Source organism: Marivita sp., assembly GCF_020055635.1.
GTDB lineage: Bacteria > Pseudomonadota > Alphaproteobacteria > Rhodobacterales > Rhodobacteraceae > Marivita.
Genome location: NZ_JAIPUT010000062.1, coordinates 1 through 19,868 on the forward strand (window position 1 = coordinate 1; position 19,868 = coordinate 19,868).

17 protein-coding genes and 2 pseudogenes are annotated in these 19,868 nt (G+C 60.7%); 10 read left to right on the plus strand and 9 right to left on the minus strand.

Annotated elements, in window-relative coordinates:
- Positions 1-66: 66 nt before the first annotated feature.
- Positions 67-150 (plus strand): annotated as a pseudogene (locus LCF60_RS20005) (IS6 family transposase); the annotation flags it as partial.
- 13 nt (positions 151-163) lie between these two features.
- On the opposite strand, the gene LCF60_RS20010 reads toward LCF60_RS20005, so the two are convergent.
- The 7 genes from LCF60_RS20010 to LCF60_RS20040 all read right to left on the minus strand — a co-directional run bounded on the left by LCF60_RS20010 (position 164) and on the right by LCF60_RS20040 (position 9,521).
- Positions 164-2,158 (minus strand): acetyl/propionyl/methylcrotonyl-CoA carboxylase subunit alpha, encoded by a 1,995-nt coding sequence (locus LCF60_RS20010; RefSeq protein WP_292294307.1) that lies wholly within the window; start codon positions 2,156-2,158, stop codon positions 164-166.
- A 2-nt stretch (positions 2,159-2,160) separates the two neighbouring features.
- A complete protein-coding gene (locus LCF60_RS20015; protein ID WP_292294323.1) occupies positions 2,161-3,705 on the minus strand; it encodes a carboxyl transferase domain-containing protein in 1,545 nt (514 codons plus the stop codon).
- 152 nt (positions 3,706-3,857) lie between these two features.
- Positions 3,858-5,147, minus strand: coding sequence for a TRAP transporter large permease (locus LCF60_RS20020; protein WP_292294308.1), 1,290 nt, complete (start codon positions 5,145-5,147; stop codon positions 3,858-3,860).
- Positions 5,148-5,229: 82 nt separating this feature from the next.
- Positions 5,230-6,231 (minus strand): TRAP transporter substrate-binding protein DctP, encoded by a 1,002-nt coding sequence (gene dctP, locus LCF60_RS20025; protein ID WP_292294309.1) that lies wholly within the window; start codon positions 6,229-6,231, stop codon positions 5,230-5,232.
- A gap of 31 nt (positions 6,232-6,262) precedes the next feature.
- Positions 6,263-6,748 (minus strand): TRAP transporter small permease, encoded by a 486-nt coding sequence (locus LCF60_RS20030; protein ID WP_292294310.1) that lies wholly within the window; start codon positions 6,746-6,748, stop codon positions 6,263-6,265.
- 34 nt (positions 6,749-6,782) lie between these two features.
- Complete coding sequence (locus LCF60_RS20035; protein WP_292294311.1) at positions 6,783-7,922, minus strand: MaoC family dehydratase N-terminal domain-containing protein; 1,140 nt, start codon at positions 7,920-7,922, stop codon at positions 6,783-6,785.
- 39 nt (positions 7,923-7,961) lie between these two features.
- Entirely contained in the window at positions 7,962-9,521 is a 1,560-nt protein-coding gene (locus LCF60_RS20040; protein ID WP_292294312.1) for an AMP-binding protein, read from the minus strand.
- Positions 9,522-9,668: 147 nt separating this feature from the next.
- Here LCF60_RS20040 and LCF60_RS20045 point away from each other — a divergent pair, with 147 nt between their 5' ends.
- The 3 genes from LCF60_RS20045 to LCF60_RS20055 are packed head-to-tail and all read left to right on the plus strand — an operon-like array spanning position 9,669 to position 12,106.
- A complete protein-coding gene (locus tag LCF60_RS20045; RefSeq protein ID WP_292294313.1) occupies positions 9,669-10,454 on the plus strand; it encodes an IclR family transcriptional regulator in 786 nt (261 codons plus the stop codon).
- A gap of 3 nt (positions 10,455-10,457) precedes the next feature.
- Positions 10,458-10,886, plus strand: coding sequence for a PaaI family thioesterase (locus tag LCF60_RS20050; protein WP_292294314.1), 429 nt, complete (start codon positions 10,458-10,460; stop codon positions 10,884-10,886).
- Entirely contained in the window at positions 10,835-12,106 is a 1,272-nt protein-coding gene (locus LCF60_RS20055) for a CaiB/BaiF CoA-transferase family protein (protein WP_292294315.1), read from the plus strand. Before LCF60_RS20050 ends, LCF60_RS20055 begins: the two co-directional genes overlap by 52 nt.
- 403 nt (positions 12,107-12,509) lie before the next feature.
- On the opposite strand, the pseudogene LCF60_RS24660 reads toward LCF60_RS20055, so the two are convergent.
- Positions 12,510-12,773: pseudogene (locus tag LCF60_RS24660) on the minus strand (transposase); the annotation flags it as partial.
- A gap of 202 nt (positions 12,774-12,975) precedes the next feature.
- On the opposite strand from LCF60_RS24660, the gene ytfQ reads away from it, so the two are divergent.
- The 5 genes from ytfQ to LCF60_RS20080 all read left to right on the plus strand — a co-directional run bounded on the left by ytfQ (position 12,976) and on the right by LCF60_RS20080 (position 18,326).
- A complete protein-coding gene (ytfQ, locus tag LCF60_RS20060; protein WP_292294316.1) occupies positions 12,976-13,929 on the plus strand; it encodes a galactofuranose ABC transporter, galactofuranose-binding protein YtfQ in 954 nt (317 codons plus the stop codon).
- Between the two features lie 110 nt (positions 13,930-14,039).
- Positions 14,040-15,560 carry a sugar ABC transporter ATP-binding protein gene (locus LCF60_RS20065; protein ID WP_292294317.1) on the plus strand — a complete coding sequence of 507 codons (1,521 nt, stop codon included), beginning with the start codon at positions 14,040-14,042 and terminating at the stop codon, positions 15,558-15,560.
- The gene (locus LCF60_RS20070) at positions 15,560-16,609 is read left to right on the plus strand and encodes an ABC transporter permease (RefSeq protein WP_292294318.1); all 1,050 of its coding nucleotides are present in this window, start codon (positions 15,560-15,562) and stop codon (positions 16,607-16,609) included. Before LCF60_RS20065 ends, LCF60_RS20070 begins: the two co-directional genes overlap by 1 nt.
- Positions 16,606-17,598: a galactofuranose ABC transporter, permease protein YjfF gene (gene yjfF / locus LCF60_RS20075; protein WP_292294319.1), complete on the plus strand. Its 993-nt coding sequence runs from the start codon at positions 16,606-16,608 to the stop codon at positions 17,596-17,598. The genes LCF60_RS20070 and yjfF overlap by 4 nt, the downstream gene beginning before the upstream one ends.
- Positions 17,595-18,326, plus strand: a complete 732-nt coding sequence (locus LCF60_RS20080) for a FadR/GntR family transcriptional regulator (protein ID WP_292294320.1) — start codon at positions 17,595-17,597, stop codon at positions 18,324-18,326. Before yjfF ends, LCF60_RS20080 begins: the two co-directional genes overlap by 4 nt.
- A 144-nt stretch (positions 18,327-18,470) precedes the next feature.
- Here the strand turns inward: LCF60_RS20080 and map are convergent, their stop codons facing one another.
- Positions 18,471-19,220: a type I methionyl aminopeptidase gene (gene map / locus LCF60_RS20085; RefSeq protein WP_292294321.1), complete on the minus strand. Its 750-nt coding sequence runs from the start codon at positions 19,218-19,220 to the stop codon at positions 18,471-18,473.
- 354 nt (positions 19,221-19,574) lie between these two features.
- Between map and LCF60_RS20090 the strand changes: the two genes are divergently transcribed.
- Positions 19,575-19,868, plus strand: a 294-nt coding sequence (locus tag LCF60_RS20090) for a transposase (protein WP_292294322.1), incomplete at its 3' end; no start/stop codon positions are given.

The window sequence follows — 19,868 nt, forward strand, 5'->3', positions numbered from 1 at the left end:
GTCTGATGCGGTGCGAATATTACCGCTCCGCGGTGGGCAACTTCGCAAAGCGGATGATCCCGCCGGATTTCCCAGCCTCGACCGAAAGGCGACCGGTTCCCGCGCTCCATCATTTCCGATGAGGTCTGGACGTGTCACCGCTTTGCGCTCCGAACGTCTCGCGTCATGTCGGGGCCTCGGCTTCGAGGTTGAAGAGGATCGCGCCGCCCTCGACGGCATCACCCGCGGCGCAGAGCACCTCGGACACCGTGCCGGAACGCGGGGCGACAAGCGAGGTTTCCATTTTCATCGCCTCCATTACGCCCAGCCGCGCGCCTTGAGCCACCTGATCGCCGACCGCGACGTCCAGCGCAATGACCGTTCCGGTCATGGGCGCCACCACGCTGTCGCTGGAATCGACCAGCGCGGCGCTGCCTGACCGGGCGTCGGGGAGCAGGAATTCACACGCGACTCCCCCGGTCAAGACAGAGATCAGACGCGCGGTGCCGCGGTGGGCGCGGCGCGCGGTCGCGTTGATCTGCGCATTCGTGGGACCTGTCCGGGCAGACATCCGGGCACCTTGGATGGCAAGGTCCTTAAGGGTGATGACGTTCGATCCGTCGCGATGCACGGTGATAGAGCCGTCTGGTTCCAATACTACCCGACACGGCAGCGGCGTTCCGTTTAGCATGAAATTTAGCTCTTGCGCCGCCTTGCCCCAGAGCCGCCAGCCCTGCCGCGGTGCCTGTGGGTCGAGACCGAGGGCTGCGATGGCGGCAAAGGCGACATGGGCATCGCTTGGCGGCGTTTCGGCGATCAGCGCGTCGAGGTCGCGTGCGATCAGGCCGGTATCGAAATGACCTGTGGCAAAGCCGACGTGATCGGTCAGTGCGGCGAGGAACTCGGCGTTGGTCGCCGTGCCCACCACATGCGTTTCGCGAAGCGCCTGATAGAGCGCCCGCCGAGACGAATTGCGATCGGCGTCATGGGTGATGATCTTGGCAATCATCGGATCGTAGAACGGGCTGATGGCATCCCCGCTGCGCACGCCGGTATCGTTACGGGCCGTGTCGCTAAACGACAGATGCTCCAGCATGCCGGTGGCAGGCAGGAAGCCGTTCGCAGGGTCTTCGGCATAAAGCCGCGCCTCGAAAGCGTGGCCGTTGATTGCGAGGTTCTCCTGTCGGAGCGGCAAGCGTTCGCCCGCGGCCACCCGGATCTGCCATTCAACCAGGTCGACGCCCGTGATCGCCTCGGTCACGGGATGTTCGACTTGCAGGCGGGTGTTCATCTCCATGAACCAGAACCCGTCCTCGCGCAGCGGGCCGGAGCCGTCGGCGATGAATTCGATGGTGCCGGCACCGGAATAGTCGATGGCCCGTGCGGCCATGACGGCGGCCTCGGTCATGGCGCTGCGCACGGCGTCGGACATGCCCGGTGCGGGTGCTTCCTCGATCACCTTCTGGTGGCGCCGCTGCAATGAGCAATCCCTCTCGAAAAGGTGCACGACCCCGCCGTAATTGTCGCCAAAGACCTGCACCTCGATATGGCGGGGTGCGGTGACGTATTTTTCGATCAGCACATGCGGGTCGCCGAAACTCGCCTGTCCTTCGCGTCGTGCCGATTGCAGCGCCTCGGCGAAGTCTTTAGGCGCATGGACCATGCGCATGCCCTTGCCACCGCCCCCGGCGCGAGCCTTGATGAGCACTGGATAGCCGATGCGATGTGCCTCTGCGGCCAGAAAATCCGGGTCCTGGCTCTTTCCCTGGTAGCCTGGCACAACCGGCACTCCGGCGGTGGCCATCAAATCCTTGGCGGCATCCTTCAGTCCCATGGCCCGAATGGCTTTCGAAGACGGACCGATGAAGGTCAGACCTGCAGACTCGACCGCGTCGACAAAATCCGGGTTCTCGGACAGAAAGCCATAGCCGGGATGTATAGCCTGCGCACCTGTTGCCTTTGCCGCTTCAATGATGCGGCCGGCCACCAGATAGCTCTCGGAGACCGGCGACGGGCCGATCTGAATGGCTTCGTCGGCCAAGGACACATGCAGCGCCTTTTCGTCCGCGTCGGAATAGACTGCCACTGTTGCAATCCCCATTCGGCGCGCGGTGCGAATAACACGCACTGCGATCTCGCCCCGATTGGCGATCAGTATCTTTGAGAAGGTCTTGGTCATCATCACATCCTGAAAAGGCCGAATTTCGTGTCTGCGACGGGTGCATTCAGTGCCGCACGAAGTGACAGCGCAACGACATCGCGCGTCTTCCGCGGGTCGATTATCCCGTCGTCCCAAAGCCGGGCAGACCCGTAGATCGGCTTGGATTGCTCCTCGAACATGTCCAGCGTAGGTTGCTTGAAGGCGGCTTCTTCTTCGGCCGACCAAGCGCCCCCCTTTGCTTCGATGGCCGCGCGGCGCACATCCGCCAGCACGCCCGAGGCCTGCACTCCTCCCATCACCGCGATCCGCGCATTGGGCCACATCCAAACGAACCTGGGACCAAAGGCGCGCCCGCACATTCCGTAATTGCCTGCCCCATAGGAGCCACCGACAATGACGGTGATCTTGGGAACCGAAGCGGTAGACACCGCCGTGACAAGCTTGGCGCCATCTTTTGCGATACCGCCCGCTTCGTATTTCGAGCCAACCATGAAACCGGTAATGTTCTGGAGGAACAGCAGCGGTATCTTGCGCTGACAGCACAGTTCGATGAAATGCGCGCCCTTGGTCGAGCTTTCCGAGAACAGCACTCCGTTGTTGGCAATGATTCCGACCGGCACCCCGTCGATATGGGCAAAGCCGGTGACCAGCGTCGTGCCGTAGCGCGGTTTGAACTCGGCAAAGTCGGAGCCATCCACTAGCCGCGCGATCAACTCGCGCGCGTCGTAAGGCGTTTTGTCATTGGCCGGAACGATGCCCATGACGTCTTCGGGCGGCAATAGCGGTTCTTTCGGCTCCTTGAAATCGACACTGGGACGCGGTGCCGGCCCAAGATGGCTCACGATCTCGCGCGCCAAGGCCAGCGCATGCCGGTCATCGTCAGCCAGGTAATCCGCTACGCCAGACAGACGCGTATGCGTATCGCCGCCGCCAAGCGTTTCGGCATCGACGATCTCTCCAGTCGCCACCTTGACCAGTGGCGGGCCAGCGAGGAAAATGGTCCCCTGCTCGCGCACGATGATTGTCTGGTCGCTCATGGCGGGAACATACGCACCGCCGGCAGTACAGGAGCCCATCACGACCGCGATCTGGGCAATCCCCTTTGCCGACATTCGCGCTTGGTTGAAGAAGATCCGTCCAAAATGGTCCCGGTCCGGAAAGACCTCGTCCTGGTTGTTCAGGTTCGCCCCGCCGCTATCTACCAGATAGATACATGGGAGGTGATTTTCCTCGGCAATCTCCTGAGCGCGCAGGTGTTTTTTCACCGTCAACGGAAAGTAGGTGCCACCTTTGACTGTGGCGTCGTTGCAAAGGATCATGCAGTCGCGCCCTTCGACCCGCCCAATTCCGGCGATCGCGCCAGCTGAGGGAACCTCGTTTCCGTACATGTCCGACGCGGCAAACAACCCAACTTCCAAAAATGGCGAACCAGGGTCCAGGAGAGTGGCGATCCGGTCACGCGGCAGGAGCTTTCCGCGCGAAACATGGCGGGTTCGCGAAGCTTCCGACCCGCCTTGCATGATCCGGAAGGCCCGTTCCGCCAATTCGGCGTATTGCGCCTGCATTGCCGCGGCGTTTTCAGCGAATCCCGGAGAGTTGGGACCAAGGCTGCTTTGCAAAATGCTCATGTTTACGTTTTTCTCCGTTGTTGGCGCGCGCACCTTCCCTGTCCCCTTCAGGCAGGGACGAGTTCATAGTTGAACAGGGAGCCGGCGCGTCAGCGCGTCATGAGGTCAGGCAGAAACAAGGTGATCTGCGGGAACGACAGCAGCAGGATCAAAACCAGGATTTCAATGCAGAGGAAGGGCAGTATCCCGCGAAAGATCGTACCGAGCGGAACGCGGGTCTGTGCTGCTGCGACATACACGTTCAGCCCAAGTGGCGGAGTAAGAAGGCCGATCTCGACCGTCTTGGTCACGACAATGCCGAACCACACCGGATCATAACCCAGCGCCATGGCCGTGGGAAAAGCCAGCGGCATGGCCAGTGACAGGATCGCAAGCTGGTCCATGAACATCCCCATCACAAGCAAGATCAGGATGATGATCATCATGATGACTTCGCGTCGCATGTCCGTTGTCGCAACGAACTCCAGCATCGCGTGGGTGATACGGGTAAAGGCAAGATAATTCGAAAAGATCGCCGAGCAGGCAATGATCGCCACGATCATGACCGTGGCCCGTATCGCACCGCTGATCGATTTGTTGAACTGCACGAAACTCAACGTGCGCTGCATCAGGACAATGATCAGGGAGCCCATGACACCGAGCGCCGCCGCTTCCGATGGCGATGCGATACCGCCATAGATCGCACCGATCACCGCGATCATCAGCAACACCATCGGAACGACGTGACGGCTTTGCTTGATGGCCTTTTTGAGCACAAAGGGTTCACCCTTGGGAGCTTGATCCGTGGTGTGGGCGATGACTTTGATGACCAAGGCAAGGCCGAATGCCGTCAATAGCCCCGGGATGATCCCGGCGATGAAGAGCTTGCCGATCGACGTCTCGGTCAACACTCCATAGACGACCAGTACAATGGAAGGTGGCACAACGACCGCGAGCGTGCCACCGACGCTGACCACGGCCGAGGCGAGCCGGTCGGAGTAATTGTGCGCGCGCATTTCGGGAAAGGCGGAGGCCGCCATCGCGGCCGTCGAAGCCGTCGAACTGCCAACCAGCGCCGCCAGAATGACCGATGCAGCCACCGTTGCCATGGCAAGGCCGCCCTTGACGTGTCCGATCCAGGCTTGGCAGGACAAGATCGCGCGGCGCGTCACGTCACCTGCAGTCAACAGTTCGGCCATGAGAATGAACAGCGGGATGGCAACCAGGATGAAGGACGCGGAGGTATCGAAGAAGGTTCGCTCCAATACCGCGAGAGCGGGGCGCGGTCCCAGTTGGGCGGCCAGGCCAAGCGTACCTGTAATTCCCATTGCAAAAGCAATTGGAACACGGAACGTCATGAGGACGGCCAAGATTACGAGAATTGCAAAGAAAGTCAGCATCTGGGATCCGGACAGAATCTTGGGGAGAGGGCAGCCGCCGCGGTTTCGGCGACTGCCTCTGATTTTTCGAAGAGTACGCGTTCTATTGGCTGGTCAGGTCACGGTAGCTTTCGAGAACTTCTTGTGCCCGATCGTTGTTGATCCGTTCGACCCAATCCGTGCTGACAGCTTTTAGTTGTTCGGACACAGCGGCCAACTCTTCTTCGGAGAAGGTGTAGGTGTCGATGCCTTCAGCGGTCCATTCCCCAATGAGATCCGCCACGGAGTCGTCCTGTGCTTTCGCGACATGCAGGGCGGTCTCGCGACCAAGGCGTAGCATCTCGGACTGCACGTCTTCAGTCAGTCCTTCGAAAAGGTCGCTGCGGACCACCATGACAAAGCTGTATCCGCCAAAAGAGCCGTTTGTGGAAATGTGGCTGACCACTTCGTTCAGCTTGTAGCCGGGCACGGACGCCAGAGGGAAAAGGACAGCATCCAGACGACCCCGCTCAACGGCCGTGTACACTTCCGGACCGGGGATCGAGATGCCGACACCGCCGAGCGCACGCGCTGTCATGGCCTGCGTAGAGCCCGAAGTACGGATATCTTGCGCCTCCCAATCGGCGGGTTCCCCCAGCCGCGCCTTGGCCAGCACTTGATACGGCGGCAATACGAAACCGAAGATCGGGGTGACGCCGGTCGCAAGGATCTCTTCGCGCAGCGGGCCTTCGTCCAGCATCGCTTGCAACGCCTCCGTGCCCTGCTCTGCCGAGCCGTAGAATCCCGGCAGCGCAACCACCGAATTCAGCGGCAGAACATCTGCGTGATAGGGTGTGCCCAACAGCGCCGCATCGAGAATGCCGTTTGTCACGGCATCAAGCTGCGCCTTGGACTTGGCGGCCTGCTGCGACGGAAAATGCTGGAACGAGATTGCGCCGTCCGTCGCTTCTTCGACGGAGGCCATCCACTTGGTGGTGCCCTCAATCGACACGATATGGCTGGTCGACTGAAAATCGCCCAGTCTTAGCGTCTCGGCGTGAACATTCGTAGCTGCGAATGAGATAGCGGCTGTCATTGCCGCGACGAGTTTGGTCGATGTCTTCATGATGTTTCTCCTCCCATGGAAAAATTGTTATTCAGGTGGCTGCGACGGATCGCCCGATCAGCGCATCGTGCAGCAGCCGCAGAACCAGCACACCGCACCCCAAAGGAACAACGGCATAGGCCCACCCGAGCGGCCAATCGATCACCCCGTATTCCACATCCCCATGGGAAATGGCTTCGAGGGCAAATTTTCCGGACATGTACGTGACGGCTGCAAAGAATGCTGCCGGCAGCATCAGGCGCATCAGGGAAATCACGCGTCCAACCAGACCGGGCAGGTCCTTGGCCGTGAATTCCAGTGCAAGATGTCCACCGTCGCGGAACACCCGCGACAGAGAAAGTGTGGCGAGTGCCGGCATGAGAAACAGCTCCGTCAGTTCAAATTGAATCTGCACGGGCCGGTTCGCAAATAGGCGCAACAGAATATCCCCATTGATAAGCGCCGCGACTGCCACCAAGGCGAGGCACCCTGCGAGATGCAGGATGTCCTCCAATTTGCTCAGAAACTTATCAAGCATCGGCTCTCCTCCCTTGCCGTTGCGTCTGACGATCTCAGCGCTTGGGCAGCTCGATGATGGCCGAACCCATGGCCGACAATTCCCCATCCTGCTGTTCCGCACGTTGCTGGATTTCAAGCAGGTAACGGCCGTCTTCCTCGAACTTGCGGATGACGGAGCCGTGGATCAGGATGATGTCGCCCTCGGGATTGTGCCGGCGTACCTGGCACTTGGCCTGCCGTAGGAAGCCGTCATCGCCCATCCAGTTGGTGATCTGGTGCGTCAGCCAGGACGTCCGTTCAGGGCCATAGTCGTAGGCTCCGGGGGCGCCGACCTCGAGTGCAAATTCTTCTTCCCAGTGCACGCGTTCGGGGCAGTCGGGAATGCCGAACTTGTTCTTGGGTCCGGCGCTGGGGTGCTTCTGCTGAAGCTGCCACGCGAGCTTGTTGGCGCGGATGTAAAGACCGCCCCAACCTTGGGCATAGGCGATGAAGCCTGTGGCCGTCATCGGCCCCTTGACCATCGTCGGCAGGTCTTCCCCCTCGGTGACGTCGTCCCAATACCGGGTCTCGGCACCGCGAATTTTCTCCTGCTCGTAGTACTTGTAGTACTCTTGCAGTTCTTCTTCGGTCCAGACTTTGCGGCCCTTGGCCTTGGCCTCGGTGTACTTGGTGCCGTTCTCGCGCGCTTGATCACGGTCGGTGCGGAAGCACCAGCTGTCCGCGTCAGCAACCAGCTCGCCGGTGGCGGTGTCGTAAAAATCCACGTGATAAATCTGCTGCACGGCTTTCCCGGCAAAGCGGGTCTCATGCTCGATCAGATCCTTGAGCACAGCCTCGGTACGAAATTCCATATTGCGAGTAATGGTCTTGTGCCAGTTCCAGTTGGCGCCCGACCACATCGCATGCACACCCGGCAGACCGCCGACATAACCCGAGATGATGCGGTTCGTGGCGAACAGGAACGAGGGCAGCGCGATGACGTCGCCGTATTTCGTCGTCTTCGCATATTCCGGATCACACCACAGCGGGTTGTCGTCACCGATGCCGTGAGCGTAGTGCCGGATATTGTCGCGGGTCGCCTCATAGCACCAGGGTTCGACTGTCTTCTCGATCTTGACGCCGATCCGTTGGCGCAGATCGTCCAGCCCCTCCTGCGTGATTTTCGGGAATTTCTTGTGGGTCATGTCGTTCATGGTCTTCTTCTCCTCAGAATGTCAGTCGGCGCGCGCGGATCATTCCGCGGCTTCGAATTTCTTGGCTTCCTGGTCGCGCAGGATCTTGCGGTTGACCTTCCCCGCCGGGGTCTTCGGGAGTTCTTTGACGAACTCGATCTGGCGGGGATATTCGTGGCGGGCGAGCCGGGCGCGGACGTGATCCTGAATCTCCGTCACGAGGCCCGGCGTTTCCTTGGACTTGAGGATGATGTACGCCTTGACCACCAGCCCGCGCACAGCGTCGGGCGCGCCGATCACGCCGCATTCGGCCACTGCGGGGTGGCTGAGTATCGCGTCCTCGACCTCTACCGCGCCAATCGTCCAGCCAGCCGAGATGATCACATCATCTGCGCGACCGCCGTGGTAGAAATATCCGTCTTCATCGACCCGGCCCAAATCCTTGGTCGGAAACCATTCGCCGCGTTTCTTCACCATCAATTCGCCGGTCTCACCTGGGGCGGCAAAAGTGCCATCCGCGCGCAGCACCGCGACCTCGACTCCCGGGACCGCCTTGCCCATGGCGCCATCGCGAACTTCAAGATCACCGGCTCCGGGATAGTTTGCGATGATCACGCCGATCTCGGTCGTGCCGTACATCGAGCGGACCTTGGTGCCGAATGTCCGTTCCACGTAGCTGGCGGTTTCAGAGTCGATCGGTTCGCCCGTGAAGGACAGCTTGTTGAAGCAATAGGTGAAATTCTCCGCTTGTCCGGAATTGCGCATCATCCGGTAATGCGTCGCCGCGGCCGTCAGGTTGGTGACACGAAAGTCCTGCAACGCCTTGAGCAACCGCACGGGATCGAACTTGCCGCTGAAGGTGCCGGTAGACACGCCCAATGCCAGCGGGGCAAACGTGCCATGCCACAATCCGTGGCCCCAGGCCGGAGATGACGGACAAAAGAACCGATCGCCGGGGCGGATACCTGTCGCGTAGAGCGCCGCGACCATGAGGGTGACGATCGACTGGTGGCTGTGCTCGACTGCTGCCGGCAATGCGCGGGTTGTTCCGGATGTGTATTGCAGTACCGCCAAATCGGAGCCTGACGTATTCCATTCAAAGGTAGCGGGCAGATCGTCCAGTTTGGCCAGGAAATCCTGATCGACCACGACTACGTTCTTCGCACCGCCTTCGACTGCCTCGGGTGCCTTTTCGGCATTGGTAAAGAACACCTCGGGCTTGCAGTCTCCAACGCGAAGGCGAATACCGTCCGGCCCGAAAAGCGAGAACATCGGCACAGCCACCGCCCCTGCCTTGATCACTCCAAAGAGGGCGCAATAGAAGGCCAGCGAGGGGTCGATCATGATTGCAACCCTGTCGCCTTTTCCGACGCCCTGGGAGCGGAGAAAATGCGCGATTTGGGATGACCGGCGCGAGATTTCCTCGAATGTGACGATCTCGTCGCCACCATCGGAATGCGCCACATGGAGGGCCACGTTGTCCCCTTTCACGTGCCGATCGATGCACTCGTGCGCGATGCTGAAACGCTCCCGGCTGCCGTCGAACAATGCCCACAGACCGCCTTTGGAATAGTGCTTCTGTGCGTCTGCATAAGACGTGAAATCCGTCAGGCGGTTCATTTGAGCTTCTCTCCCAGTGCTTGCATTCGAAGCGCCCGGACGGCGCCATCAGCTTCGTTGACAACGGTAAAGATCGACGACAATTATTGTCAATACGCTTTTCTTATTGTATATATACAATGAAGTTTGGCGAAATGAGGTCTGAAAATGCAAATTGAACCCCCCGCAAAGACAACGAAACGGCAGGTCCCTGCCGTCTCACGCGCCGTTGCTATATTGAGATTTCTCGCTCGATCTCCTGAGCCGGTGGGGGTCAATCCGCTCGCCCGGGAGCTGGCTCTGGTGCCGAGCACCTGCCTGCACATCCTCCGGGTTCTTCAGGATGAGGGGCTGGTCGAATTTGATTCGAAAACGAAACGCTACACGGTCGGAGTCGGCATTCTTCCGATCGCCAGAGCGGCTCTTCAGCGCAATACTTTCTCGACGCTGATCCAACCAAAACTTTCAGAGCTGTCACGGGATTTCGGGGTCACGAGCATCGCCACACAGCTTTCCGAACCCGGCCAGATGATTGTCGTGGCGCTGTCACAATCCAATTTGCCATTCCGCTTGCAGGTGGATCTCGGCAGCCGCTTTCCCGCCTTGATCAGTGCCACCGGCCGCCTCTTCGCCGCATTCAACGCGAGCGATGAATCCGACCTCCAGGATGGGTTCGAGAAGCTGGTATGGGATCATCCACCGGCATTCGATGAGTGGCGACAAGAGGTTCGCGACGCCCGGGTCCGCGGCTATTCCGTCGACCAGGGCAGCTACATTTCCGGTGTCACGGTCGTCGCGGTCCCCGTCTTTGGCAGCGACGGCAAAATGGTCCGATCCATTGTGGCGATCGGTATTTCCGAGCGACTGATGGACGACGCGATCCCGAAACTTGCCAAGGCCATGCAATCGGTCCGGGATCACATAAAAGACATGCAAATCGAAACAGGGAGTTAGGAATTGACGATACCAGACAAGGTTCCGGAGGGCTGGAAAGCCGTCCGCATCGGTGGGTTCATGGGTAAGATAGGACCTCTGCTTCGGTCTACCCAGATCGATGAAAAGAACATCTATGGCCTTCAAACCACCGACGACCACAAGAACCACATCGGCCTAATACACGGCGGCGTGCTCACCAGCCTTCTCGATCAGGTCGTCGCACTCGTTGCGTGGAACGCGGCGGACCGCCAGCCAACTGTGACCGTCCAGATGGACACGCAGTTTCTGGGATCTGCCCGATCTGGTGACTTTCTGAAAGCTCGCGCGAATATCCGTCACAGCACGCGATCCCTGATCTTCGTCGATGCCGAAATATCCTGCTCCGATGGCTTGGTCGCATGCGCCTCGGCCATCATGAAAATCTCCAGAAACTCAGGGCAAAGCACATGATCGATACAGCAACACCCAATCGCAAAGGCCCGCTTGATGGCATCAAGGTGCTGGATTTTTCGAGAATTCTGTCCGGACCCTATGCCAGCATGGTTCTTGCGGATCTTGGTGCTGAAATCATCAAGGTCGAGCCGATTGAAAAAGGCGACGAGACACGCAATTTCCCGCCCTTTCAGGGGAAGCTGAGCCACTATTACATTGCGCTGAACAAGAACAAGAAAAGCCTTGCCTTGAACCTCAAATCCGCCGAGGGCGTGCAAATCGCCCAGGACCTCGCTGCGCAAAGCGACATTGTCCTGGAAAACTTTCGCCCCGGCGTAATGGACCGGCTGGGACTGGGCTACGAGACCTTGCGCGAAGCCAACCCGCGACTGATCTATTGCTCGATCACCGGCTTCGGACAAGACAGCCCCCTCGGCGACAAGCCCGCCTTCGATATCGTGGCTCAGGCGTTGTCCGGCGTCATGAGCGTGAATTGCGAACCCGGCCAGGCCCCAAACAAGCTTGGCATTCCGATGGGCGATATGGCCGGCAGCATCTTTTCACTGTTCGGGCTTCTCGCGGCTTTGCACGAACGCAATTCCACCGGCAAAGGGCGACACGTCGAGGTTGCAATGCTGGACAGTTTGATCGCTATGCAGGGCTATCTGTCGCAAATCTATTTCGTGACCGGAGAAAGCCCGCAGCCCGTCGGCACACAACATCCGAGCATCGTACCCTACGGAGCTTTCCCGACATCGGACGGCCATGTGATCGTGGCATGCCTTACGGAAGGATTCTGGCACAATTTCGCACGAAGCCTGGATATGGAAGAGTTGATCGAAGCTCCTTTATTCTCCGTATACGAACAAAGGCTCGCAAATCGCGACGCGTTACATGAGATCATATATGCGCGGATGAAACGCGACACGACGCAATACTGGCTGGAACGTCTGAGCGAATTCGACGTTCCCAGCGCCCCAATTCTGTCGATCGGCGACGCTCTTGAACAACCACACGTGCGGGACCGTGGGCTTGTGGAAGCGGTGGATCACCCGACCGAAGGCCCCCTAAGACTGGTACGCGGCCCAATCCGGTTTGACGGACAGGGTCCCTTGGCACCAAACGCTCCGAATCTGTTGGGCGAAAAGACAGCTCAAATTCTGTCAGAAGACATCGGTCTCAGTGACGATCAGATCCAGATGCTCCTGGCAAAGGGCATCATCAGGGTGCCGGATTGACTCGAAGACTCGGTCCCTCGCGCCAGCCGTACCGGCTGGCCACCGATATTTGAACTGCGCTCAAACATGATGTCCGACCGTAGGAAAAGTGTTCAGGCTACGACGGCCCTGTCAAAGCTGATTGTTCGCCTCCAGCATGCCACCCGGCCAACTCTCGCACGGGAGAGTTCGAACACTGCGCTTCTGCAAGGATCTGGAAAGTTCCGAGGTCCGGCTCATAGGCTTTCAGACCATCCGTTTCAAAAAAGGCAACCGGCCCGGCTTCCTGGTCAAGATACCGCTGATCAGATCAGGCGGTCCCCTCGTCGGCAGCGGTGTGCAAGCTCGACTTCTGTTCGTTGCTCAACGCGAATGTGTTCGACAAGCGTGATCGGGCGCAGGATCGTCGTCAATTTCCCAAGATTTACTCCCGCTTTCGTGGTCCATGGTTGACCAAGCAAAAGACGGGCTGCCTGTGGTTCCATCTCCAGACGATATCAAAAAGGTATCGCTGGAGGTGCAGGCAGCCCAGGTTAAAATGGATGCCCACCAAGGCTCGCTGCGCTTGGGAATTGATCGCCTCTGCCATGTTGACCTGGGCCCCGTTCTCCAAGTTGGCGGATTCTTTGTGGCTGTGCATCACATAGTGTTGGTCAGCCATGGTCTTTCCAAGATCCAAGTAGCTCTTGCTTCCATCGGTCGTCGATCAGGCTGGTTGGCTCCGACTCGGTCCATTCAAACGCGAAGCAGTTTGCCAACTACGCGGTCAGTATGTGCTCCAAACAACACGAGCTCTGGCGCGTCCAAGAAAATGCACAGTTTACAAAAGTGTTAAAATAATACTTAATACCCGAGTGAACGTCGTTAGACGCACGCAAAGGGAGGAAATCATGAAACTCAGAACGACACTTCTTGCCGGGGCAACAGCCCTTTTGCCGATGACCGCTTTCGCCGCGGACTTGACCATCGGCTTTTCTCAGATCGGCTCGGAATCGGGCTGGCGCGCGGCGGAAACCACGGTGACCAAGCAGGAAGCGGAAGCCCGCGGCATCGACCTGAAATTCGCCGACGCGCAGCAAAAACAGGAAAACCAGATCAAGGCGATCCGCAGCTTCATCGCGCAGGGCGTGGATGCGATCCTGCTGGCGCCCGTCGTGGCGACTGGCTGGGACGAGGTGCTGGAGGAAGCGCAGGACGCCGAGATCCCAGTGGTCCTGCTGGACCGCACCGTTGACGCCAGCGACGACCTGTACCTGACTGCCGTTACTTCGGACCTTGTGCACGAGGGCAGCGTCGCCGGACAGTGGCTGGTCGATGCGATGGGCGGTACTGACTGCCGCATCGTTGAGCTTCAGGGCACCACCGGCTCTTCCCCTGCCATCGACCGCAAGTCCGGATTCGAACAGGCCATCGCGGATCACGACAACTTGGAAATCGTGCGCTCGCAGACCGGGGATTTCACCCGTTCGCAGGGCAAGGTCGTGATGGAAAGCTTCCTCAAGGCAGAGGGCGGCGAGAATATCTGCGCGCTTTATGCTCATAACGACGACATGGCCGTCGGCGCGATCCAGGCGATCAAGGAAGCCGGCCTGAACCCGGGAGACGATATCAAGGTCGTCGCCATCGACGCGGTGCCGGATGCGCATCTCGCCATCGCCAACGGCGAGATGAATGCCACAATCGAACTGACGCCCAACATGGCGGGTCCGGCGCTGGACGCGTTGGAAGCCTACCTTGCCGACGGCACCATGCCGCCGAAATGGATCCAGACGGAATCCAGGCTGTTCACAGCCGATGACGACAACCGGGCGATCTACGAGCAGAAGAAAGACCTGGGCTACTGAGCCAGAGGGTCACGCGGGGGCCGGGCGTTCCGCACGCGCCCGGTTCCGGATCTTTTGACGGGGCCGAGCCGCGCACTTGCATAGCCGCCCCCCGCCGATAAGAGTCAGCCATGACACACAACACGGGCCCTGTGCTGCACGCCAAGGGCATTTCCAAGTTTTTCCCCGGCACAATAGCGCTTGACGATGTCGAGCTGCGGCTGGAGTCCGGCGAGGTGCACGCGCTTCTGGGCGAGAACGGCGCCGGCAAGTCGACGCTGATCAAGTGCCTGACGGGCGCATACCAGCGCGACGGCGGAACGATCCGTCTGGACGGTCAGGAGGTCGCACCGCACTCCACCGCCGAGAGCCAGAAACTGGGCATCGGCACGGTCTACCAAGAGGTCAATTTGCTGCCCAACCTGACGGTGGCGGAGAACCTTTATCTTGGGCGCCAGCCGATGCGCTGGGGGCTGGTGGCGCGGCGCAAGATGAATGCCATGGCACGCGAGTCGCTGGCGGGTTACGGGCTGGATATCGATCCTGCCGAACCGCTGACCACCTATTCCGTGGCGATTCAACAGGTTGTAGCCGTCGCCCGCGCGGTCGAGATGTCGGGCAAGGTGCTGATCCTCGACGAGCCCACGGCCAGCCTCGACCGGGACGAAGTGCAACTGCTGTTCTCGGTCATAAGGCAATTGCGCGAACGCGGGCTGGCGGTGGTCTTCATCACCCATTTTCTCGATCAGGTCTTCGAGATTTCCGACCGCGCGACGATCCTGCGCAATGGCCGCGTTGTCGGCACACGCGTGCTGGCGGATGTCACTCAGAAGGACGTGGTCACGCTGATGCTTGGCCGCCAGCTTGAGGCCCAGGTGCACGAGCGCAAGGCGGCTGCTGCGGGCGGGACGCTGATCGAGGTCGAGGGCCTTGGCAAGCGCGGCATGCTGGAGCCGATTTCACTGGCGCTGCGCGAGGGCGAAGTCGTCGGGCTGGCTGGGCTTCTGGGCTCGGGCCGGACTGAGACAGCGAACCTGATCTTCGGGGCGGTGCAGGCGGATCAGGGTCGTATTTTGCTGCGCGGCAAGGAGATTTCCGTATCAAACCCGCGCGAGGCGGTTTCGCATCGCTTCGCGCTCTGCCCCGAAGATCGCAAGACCGAAGGCATTGTCGGCGACCTGTCGGTACGCGACAACATCATTCTCGCCCGGCAAGCCGCGCAAGGCTGGATGCGCCCGATCCCCCGCGCCGAGGTCAACGAGATCGCCGAGCGCTACGTCAAAGCGCTGGATATCCGGCTGGCCAGTCTCGATATGCCGATCCGGCTGCTGTCAGGCGGCAACCAGCAAAAGGCGCTGCTGGCGCGCTGGCTGGCCACAAACCCCGATTTCCTGATTCTGGACGAACCCACCCGCGGCATCGACGTGGGCGCCCATGCCGAGATCGTCGCGCTAATCGAACAACTGCGCGCCGACGGAATGGCACTGCTGGTCGCCTCGTCGGAACTGGAGGAACTGGTGGCCTATTCCACCCGCGTCGTCGTGCTGCGCGACCGCAGGGCGGTTCGCGAGCTCAGCGGCGACCTGATCACGCCGCAGAACATCGTCCATGCAATCACCGAGGACGACGCCCTGCCCGGAGAGGTGGCCTGATGCCCGGACCCAAGCACTCTGTCCTCAAGCGGATCATGCCGCAACTGCTGATCCTGGCCGCGGCGCTGGCGCTCAACGTGCTGGTCTTCCCGGATTTCTTCGACATCGACTTCCGCAACGGGCGTCTGTTCGGCAGCCTGATCGACGTGCTGAACCGCGGCGCGCCGGTGGCGATCCTGTGCATCGGCATGACGCTGGTCATCGCCACGCGCGGGATCGACCTGTCGGTGGGTGCGGTCATGGCCATCGCGGGTGCGACCTCGGCCGCGGTCGTGACCGACGGGCATGGCTGGGGCACAGCCCTGCTTGCGGGGCTGTGCGCGGGAGCGCTTTGCGGGCTGTGGAACGGTGTGCTCGTGGCGGTGCTGAAGATCCAGCCTATTGTCGCCACGCTTGTGCTGATGGTGGCCGGGCGCGGAGTTGCGCAGCTCATCACCGAGGGCAAGATCCTGACATTCAGCAACGAAGGCCTGATCCACCTGGGTGCGGGCACCATCGCGGGCGTGCCCACGCCGATCCTGATCTGGATGGCGCTCGGCGCGCTGGTCATCCTGGTCGTTCGACGCACCGCTCTGGGGATGCTGATCGAATCCATCGGGATCAACGAACGCTCTTCGAGGCTTGCGGGGATCAACAGTCGGGTGCTGCTGGTCTGCGTCTACCTTGTCTCGGGACTCTGCGCCGCGCTGGCCGGCGTCATCGTGGCCGCCGACATCAAGGGGGCGGATGCCAACAATGCCGGACTCTGGCTGGAGCTGGACGCGATCCTGGCCGTTGTCATCGGGGGCAATTCCCTACTGGGCGGGCGCTTTTCGATCCTCGCCTCGCTGCTGGGGGCGCTGATCATCCAGTCCGTCAACTCGGTGATCCTGCTGTCGGGGATGCCGCCGGAGTTCAACCTTGTGATCAAGGCACTGCTGATCCTCGCGATCCTCGTGATCCAGAGCCCGCGCATCACCTATCTGATGTACATGCTGCGCGCCTCTGGCCCGCAACCGCAACCCGATACGGACCCCTTGTCCAACTCCCCGAAGGAAGAGGCGCGATGATCCGGTCCACACACCTGCCCCTGCTGGTCACGCTGGCGACCTTTATTCTGGCCTACGCGCTTTGCGTCTATGCCTACCCGTCGATGCTGTCCACGCGCGTCGTGGCCAACCTGCTGACGGACAATGCCTTCCTCGGCATCGCGGCGGTGGGCATGACCTTCGTCATCCTGTCGGGCGGGATCGATCTGTCCATCGGGTCGGTCATCGCCTTCACTGGCGTTTTCCTGGCGGTTATCCTGCGCGATACGAGTGTCCACCCGCTGATCGCATTCATGCTGGTGCTGACGATCACAACAGCTTTCGGCGCCGCCATGGGTGGGCTGATCCATTATTTGGAGATGCCGCCTTTCATCGTCACGCTGGCGGGCATGTTCCTCGCCCGTGGCGCAGCCTACGTGCTGTCGACCGAAAGCGTGCCCATTACGCACGAGTTCTACGACGTGCTGCAAGGGCTTTACTGGAAGGCACCCTCCGGCGGGCGTTTCCGGCTGATCGGCGGTGTCATGGTGCTGACTTTCCTGGTGGGCGTCCTTGTCGCGCACCGCACTCGGTTCGGCCAGAACGTCTACGCCCTGGGCGGCGGCGGACAGACCGCCAAGTTGATGGGCTCGCCCATCGCCTCGACCACGGTCGGCATCTACGCCATCTCCGGCGGGCTTGCGGGCCTGGCGGGTATCGTCTTCTCGCTCTACACCTCTGCGGGCTATTCGCTGGCCACGGTGGGCGTCGAACTTGACGCCATCGCCGCGGTCGTGATCGGGGGCACACTACTGACCGGTGGCTACGGATATGTCGCCGGGACTTTCTTCGGCATATTGATCATGGGGCTTATCCAGACCTACATCGTCTTCGACGGCACGTTGTCGAGCTGGTGGACCAAGATCGTCATCGGAGGGCTGCTCTTTGCTTTCATCGTGCTTCAGAAAGGGTTGACATGGGCGACGCAGGCAAGACGACGAGCAGCGACTGGCTTCGCCGATCCCTCATGACCCTTGTACAGGGCGGGGCCGATCGGGCGAGCAACCACACCGGCTTTGTCGTGGATCAACTGGGCCTGGCCATCGTCGCTGGCGAGTATCCGGCCGAGACCATGATTCCCCTCGACCCCGACCTGTGCGAGATGTTCGGCGTGTCACGGACCGTGGTGCGCGAGGCGAAGAAGACCTTGATTGCCAAAGGGCTGATCCAGTCCAAGGCGAAGGTCGGCACCCACGTGCGTCAGGCGGATGGCTGGAACATGTTCGATCAGGACGTCATGCGCTGGCATGCTTCTGTCAAGAATCCGACGCGCTACTATGAAGAGTTGTTCGAGATCCGCATGATCTTCGAACCCGCCGCCGCGGCGCAGGCCGCCGGGCGGGTCAACCAGATCGAGTGCGACGATCTGTTCATTCTATGCGACGCGCTGGAGAACGCCGAAAGCAGGGCCGATTTCGCGCTGGCGGATTACGAGTTCCACAAGCAGGTTCTTCGCCTGTCGGGCAACCGTTTCCTGCAGTCGCTGGGCGATCTCGTGCAGACTGCGCTTTATTCCCTGTTCATGTCGGAAAGCAGCGCGACCTTCCCCGAGCGGCGCAAGACCGTCGTCGATCGGCACCGCGTCGTTGCCTCGGCCATCGCCTCGGGCGCGCCGGCAGAGGCCCGCGAGGCCATGCGTCGAGTGATCAATGACGGCTACCTCAACGCGGTTCCCAGCAAGGCTGCGCCGGCCTCGTAGCCCTGCCGGCGCGAACGGGCCGGGCAGGAGGGCCATGGCGCTACAGGACCGCCATGGGATGCAACCGGCAGAAGTTTTCCGCGCATCGTAAACCTGGTGTCGCGGGCAGACATCTGCTTCGAGCCCGAAGCGGCCAGAGACGGATTATCCCGGCAGTGTCACGATCGTCGCCCCGCGATCCGTCGCCACAACCGTATGTTCATACTGCACGACCGGGGCTGCCGGCTCGCTGTAGAGGGTCCAGCCATCGCTCCCTCCCGTGGCCCAGAGCCCGCCCGTCGAGAGGAAGGGCTCGACCGTCATGACAAGCCCCTTGTTGATGCGGCGGGTGTCGCCACGGGTGGGCCAAGTCGCGATCTCCCCCGGATATTCGTGCAACGACCGGCCTACGCCGTGGCTGGCCAGGTTGCGGATCAGCGTGTAGCCCCGACCCGCAGCGAAGCGCCCGATGGCCCGGCCGATCCCGGCCAGCGGCTTGTCCCGACCGACCTGAGCAATCCCGATCTGCATGGCGCGCTTCCCGTCACGACAGAGGCGATGCAGCGACGGGTCCACCGGCGCGAGATGATACGTCGCCCCGGTATCAGCGAAATAACCGTCCTTGGAGGCTGATACGTCGATGTTCACCAGATCGCCGGGTGCGATGACCCGCTCGCCCGGTATACCGTGCGCAATCTCCTCGTTCACGCTGATGCAGGTGATGCCCGGAAAATCGTAGGTCGATTGCGAGGCCGAAATGGCGCCCTCACACTCCAGCAGCTCGCGGCCGATCTCGTCCAGCTCGCGGGTGGTCATCCCGGGCTCCATCGCTTTCGCCATGGCCTGCATCGTGTTTGCGACGACCCGACCGATCTCCTTCAGTCCGTCCAGTTCATCTTGATTGGTGATCGTCATTGCAGGTCTCTTTCTGTTCCACAGCCGGGATAGCAGCGAAAGGTCAGGATGTCCTGCACAGCCGTCAATTACCATTTGAAAACGCCTCTATCCGCCAAACGAAGCAGCACTGGGCCATCTCAGGCCGTAGTTCTCAGACCGTCGCATCTGGCGACCATGAGCGCTATTCAGCAGAAAACGCATCATCTGGACAACTCGGAGATGCCGTAACAGGGCGGGCCCCGAGTGGCATCGTTGTGCGTTGAATGACCGTTCGATGTGAGGTGTCGTTGCCCTTGGCACGCTGTGCGGCGTGTCGACGGGATCGTGCCGAGAAGCGCGTCCCAAGATTTTGGACAACGAAAGGGCAACGACATGGAATTGTATATCGGACTGGATGTCTCTCTCGCAAGCACCGCGATCTGCGCGGTGTCCGGGCAGGGCAAGATCGTGATGGAAGCGACGGCGGCCAGCGAACCGGAAGAGCTTGTGGCAGCACTGAAAGCGATGCCGGGAGGGGTTGTGGCGGTGGGTCTGGAAGCGGGCCCGCTTTCGCAATGGCTTTATCGGTATTTGACCGATTCAGGCTTTGCCACGGTCCTGATGGAAACGCGGCAGGTGAAGGGCGCGCTGAAGGCGATGCCGATCAAGACGGACCGGCGGGACGCG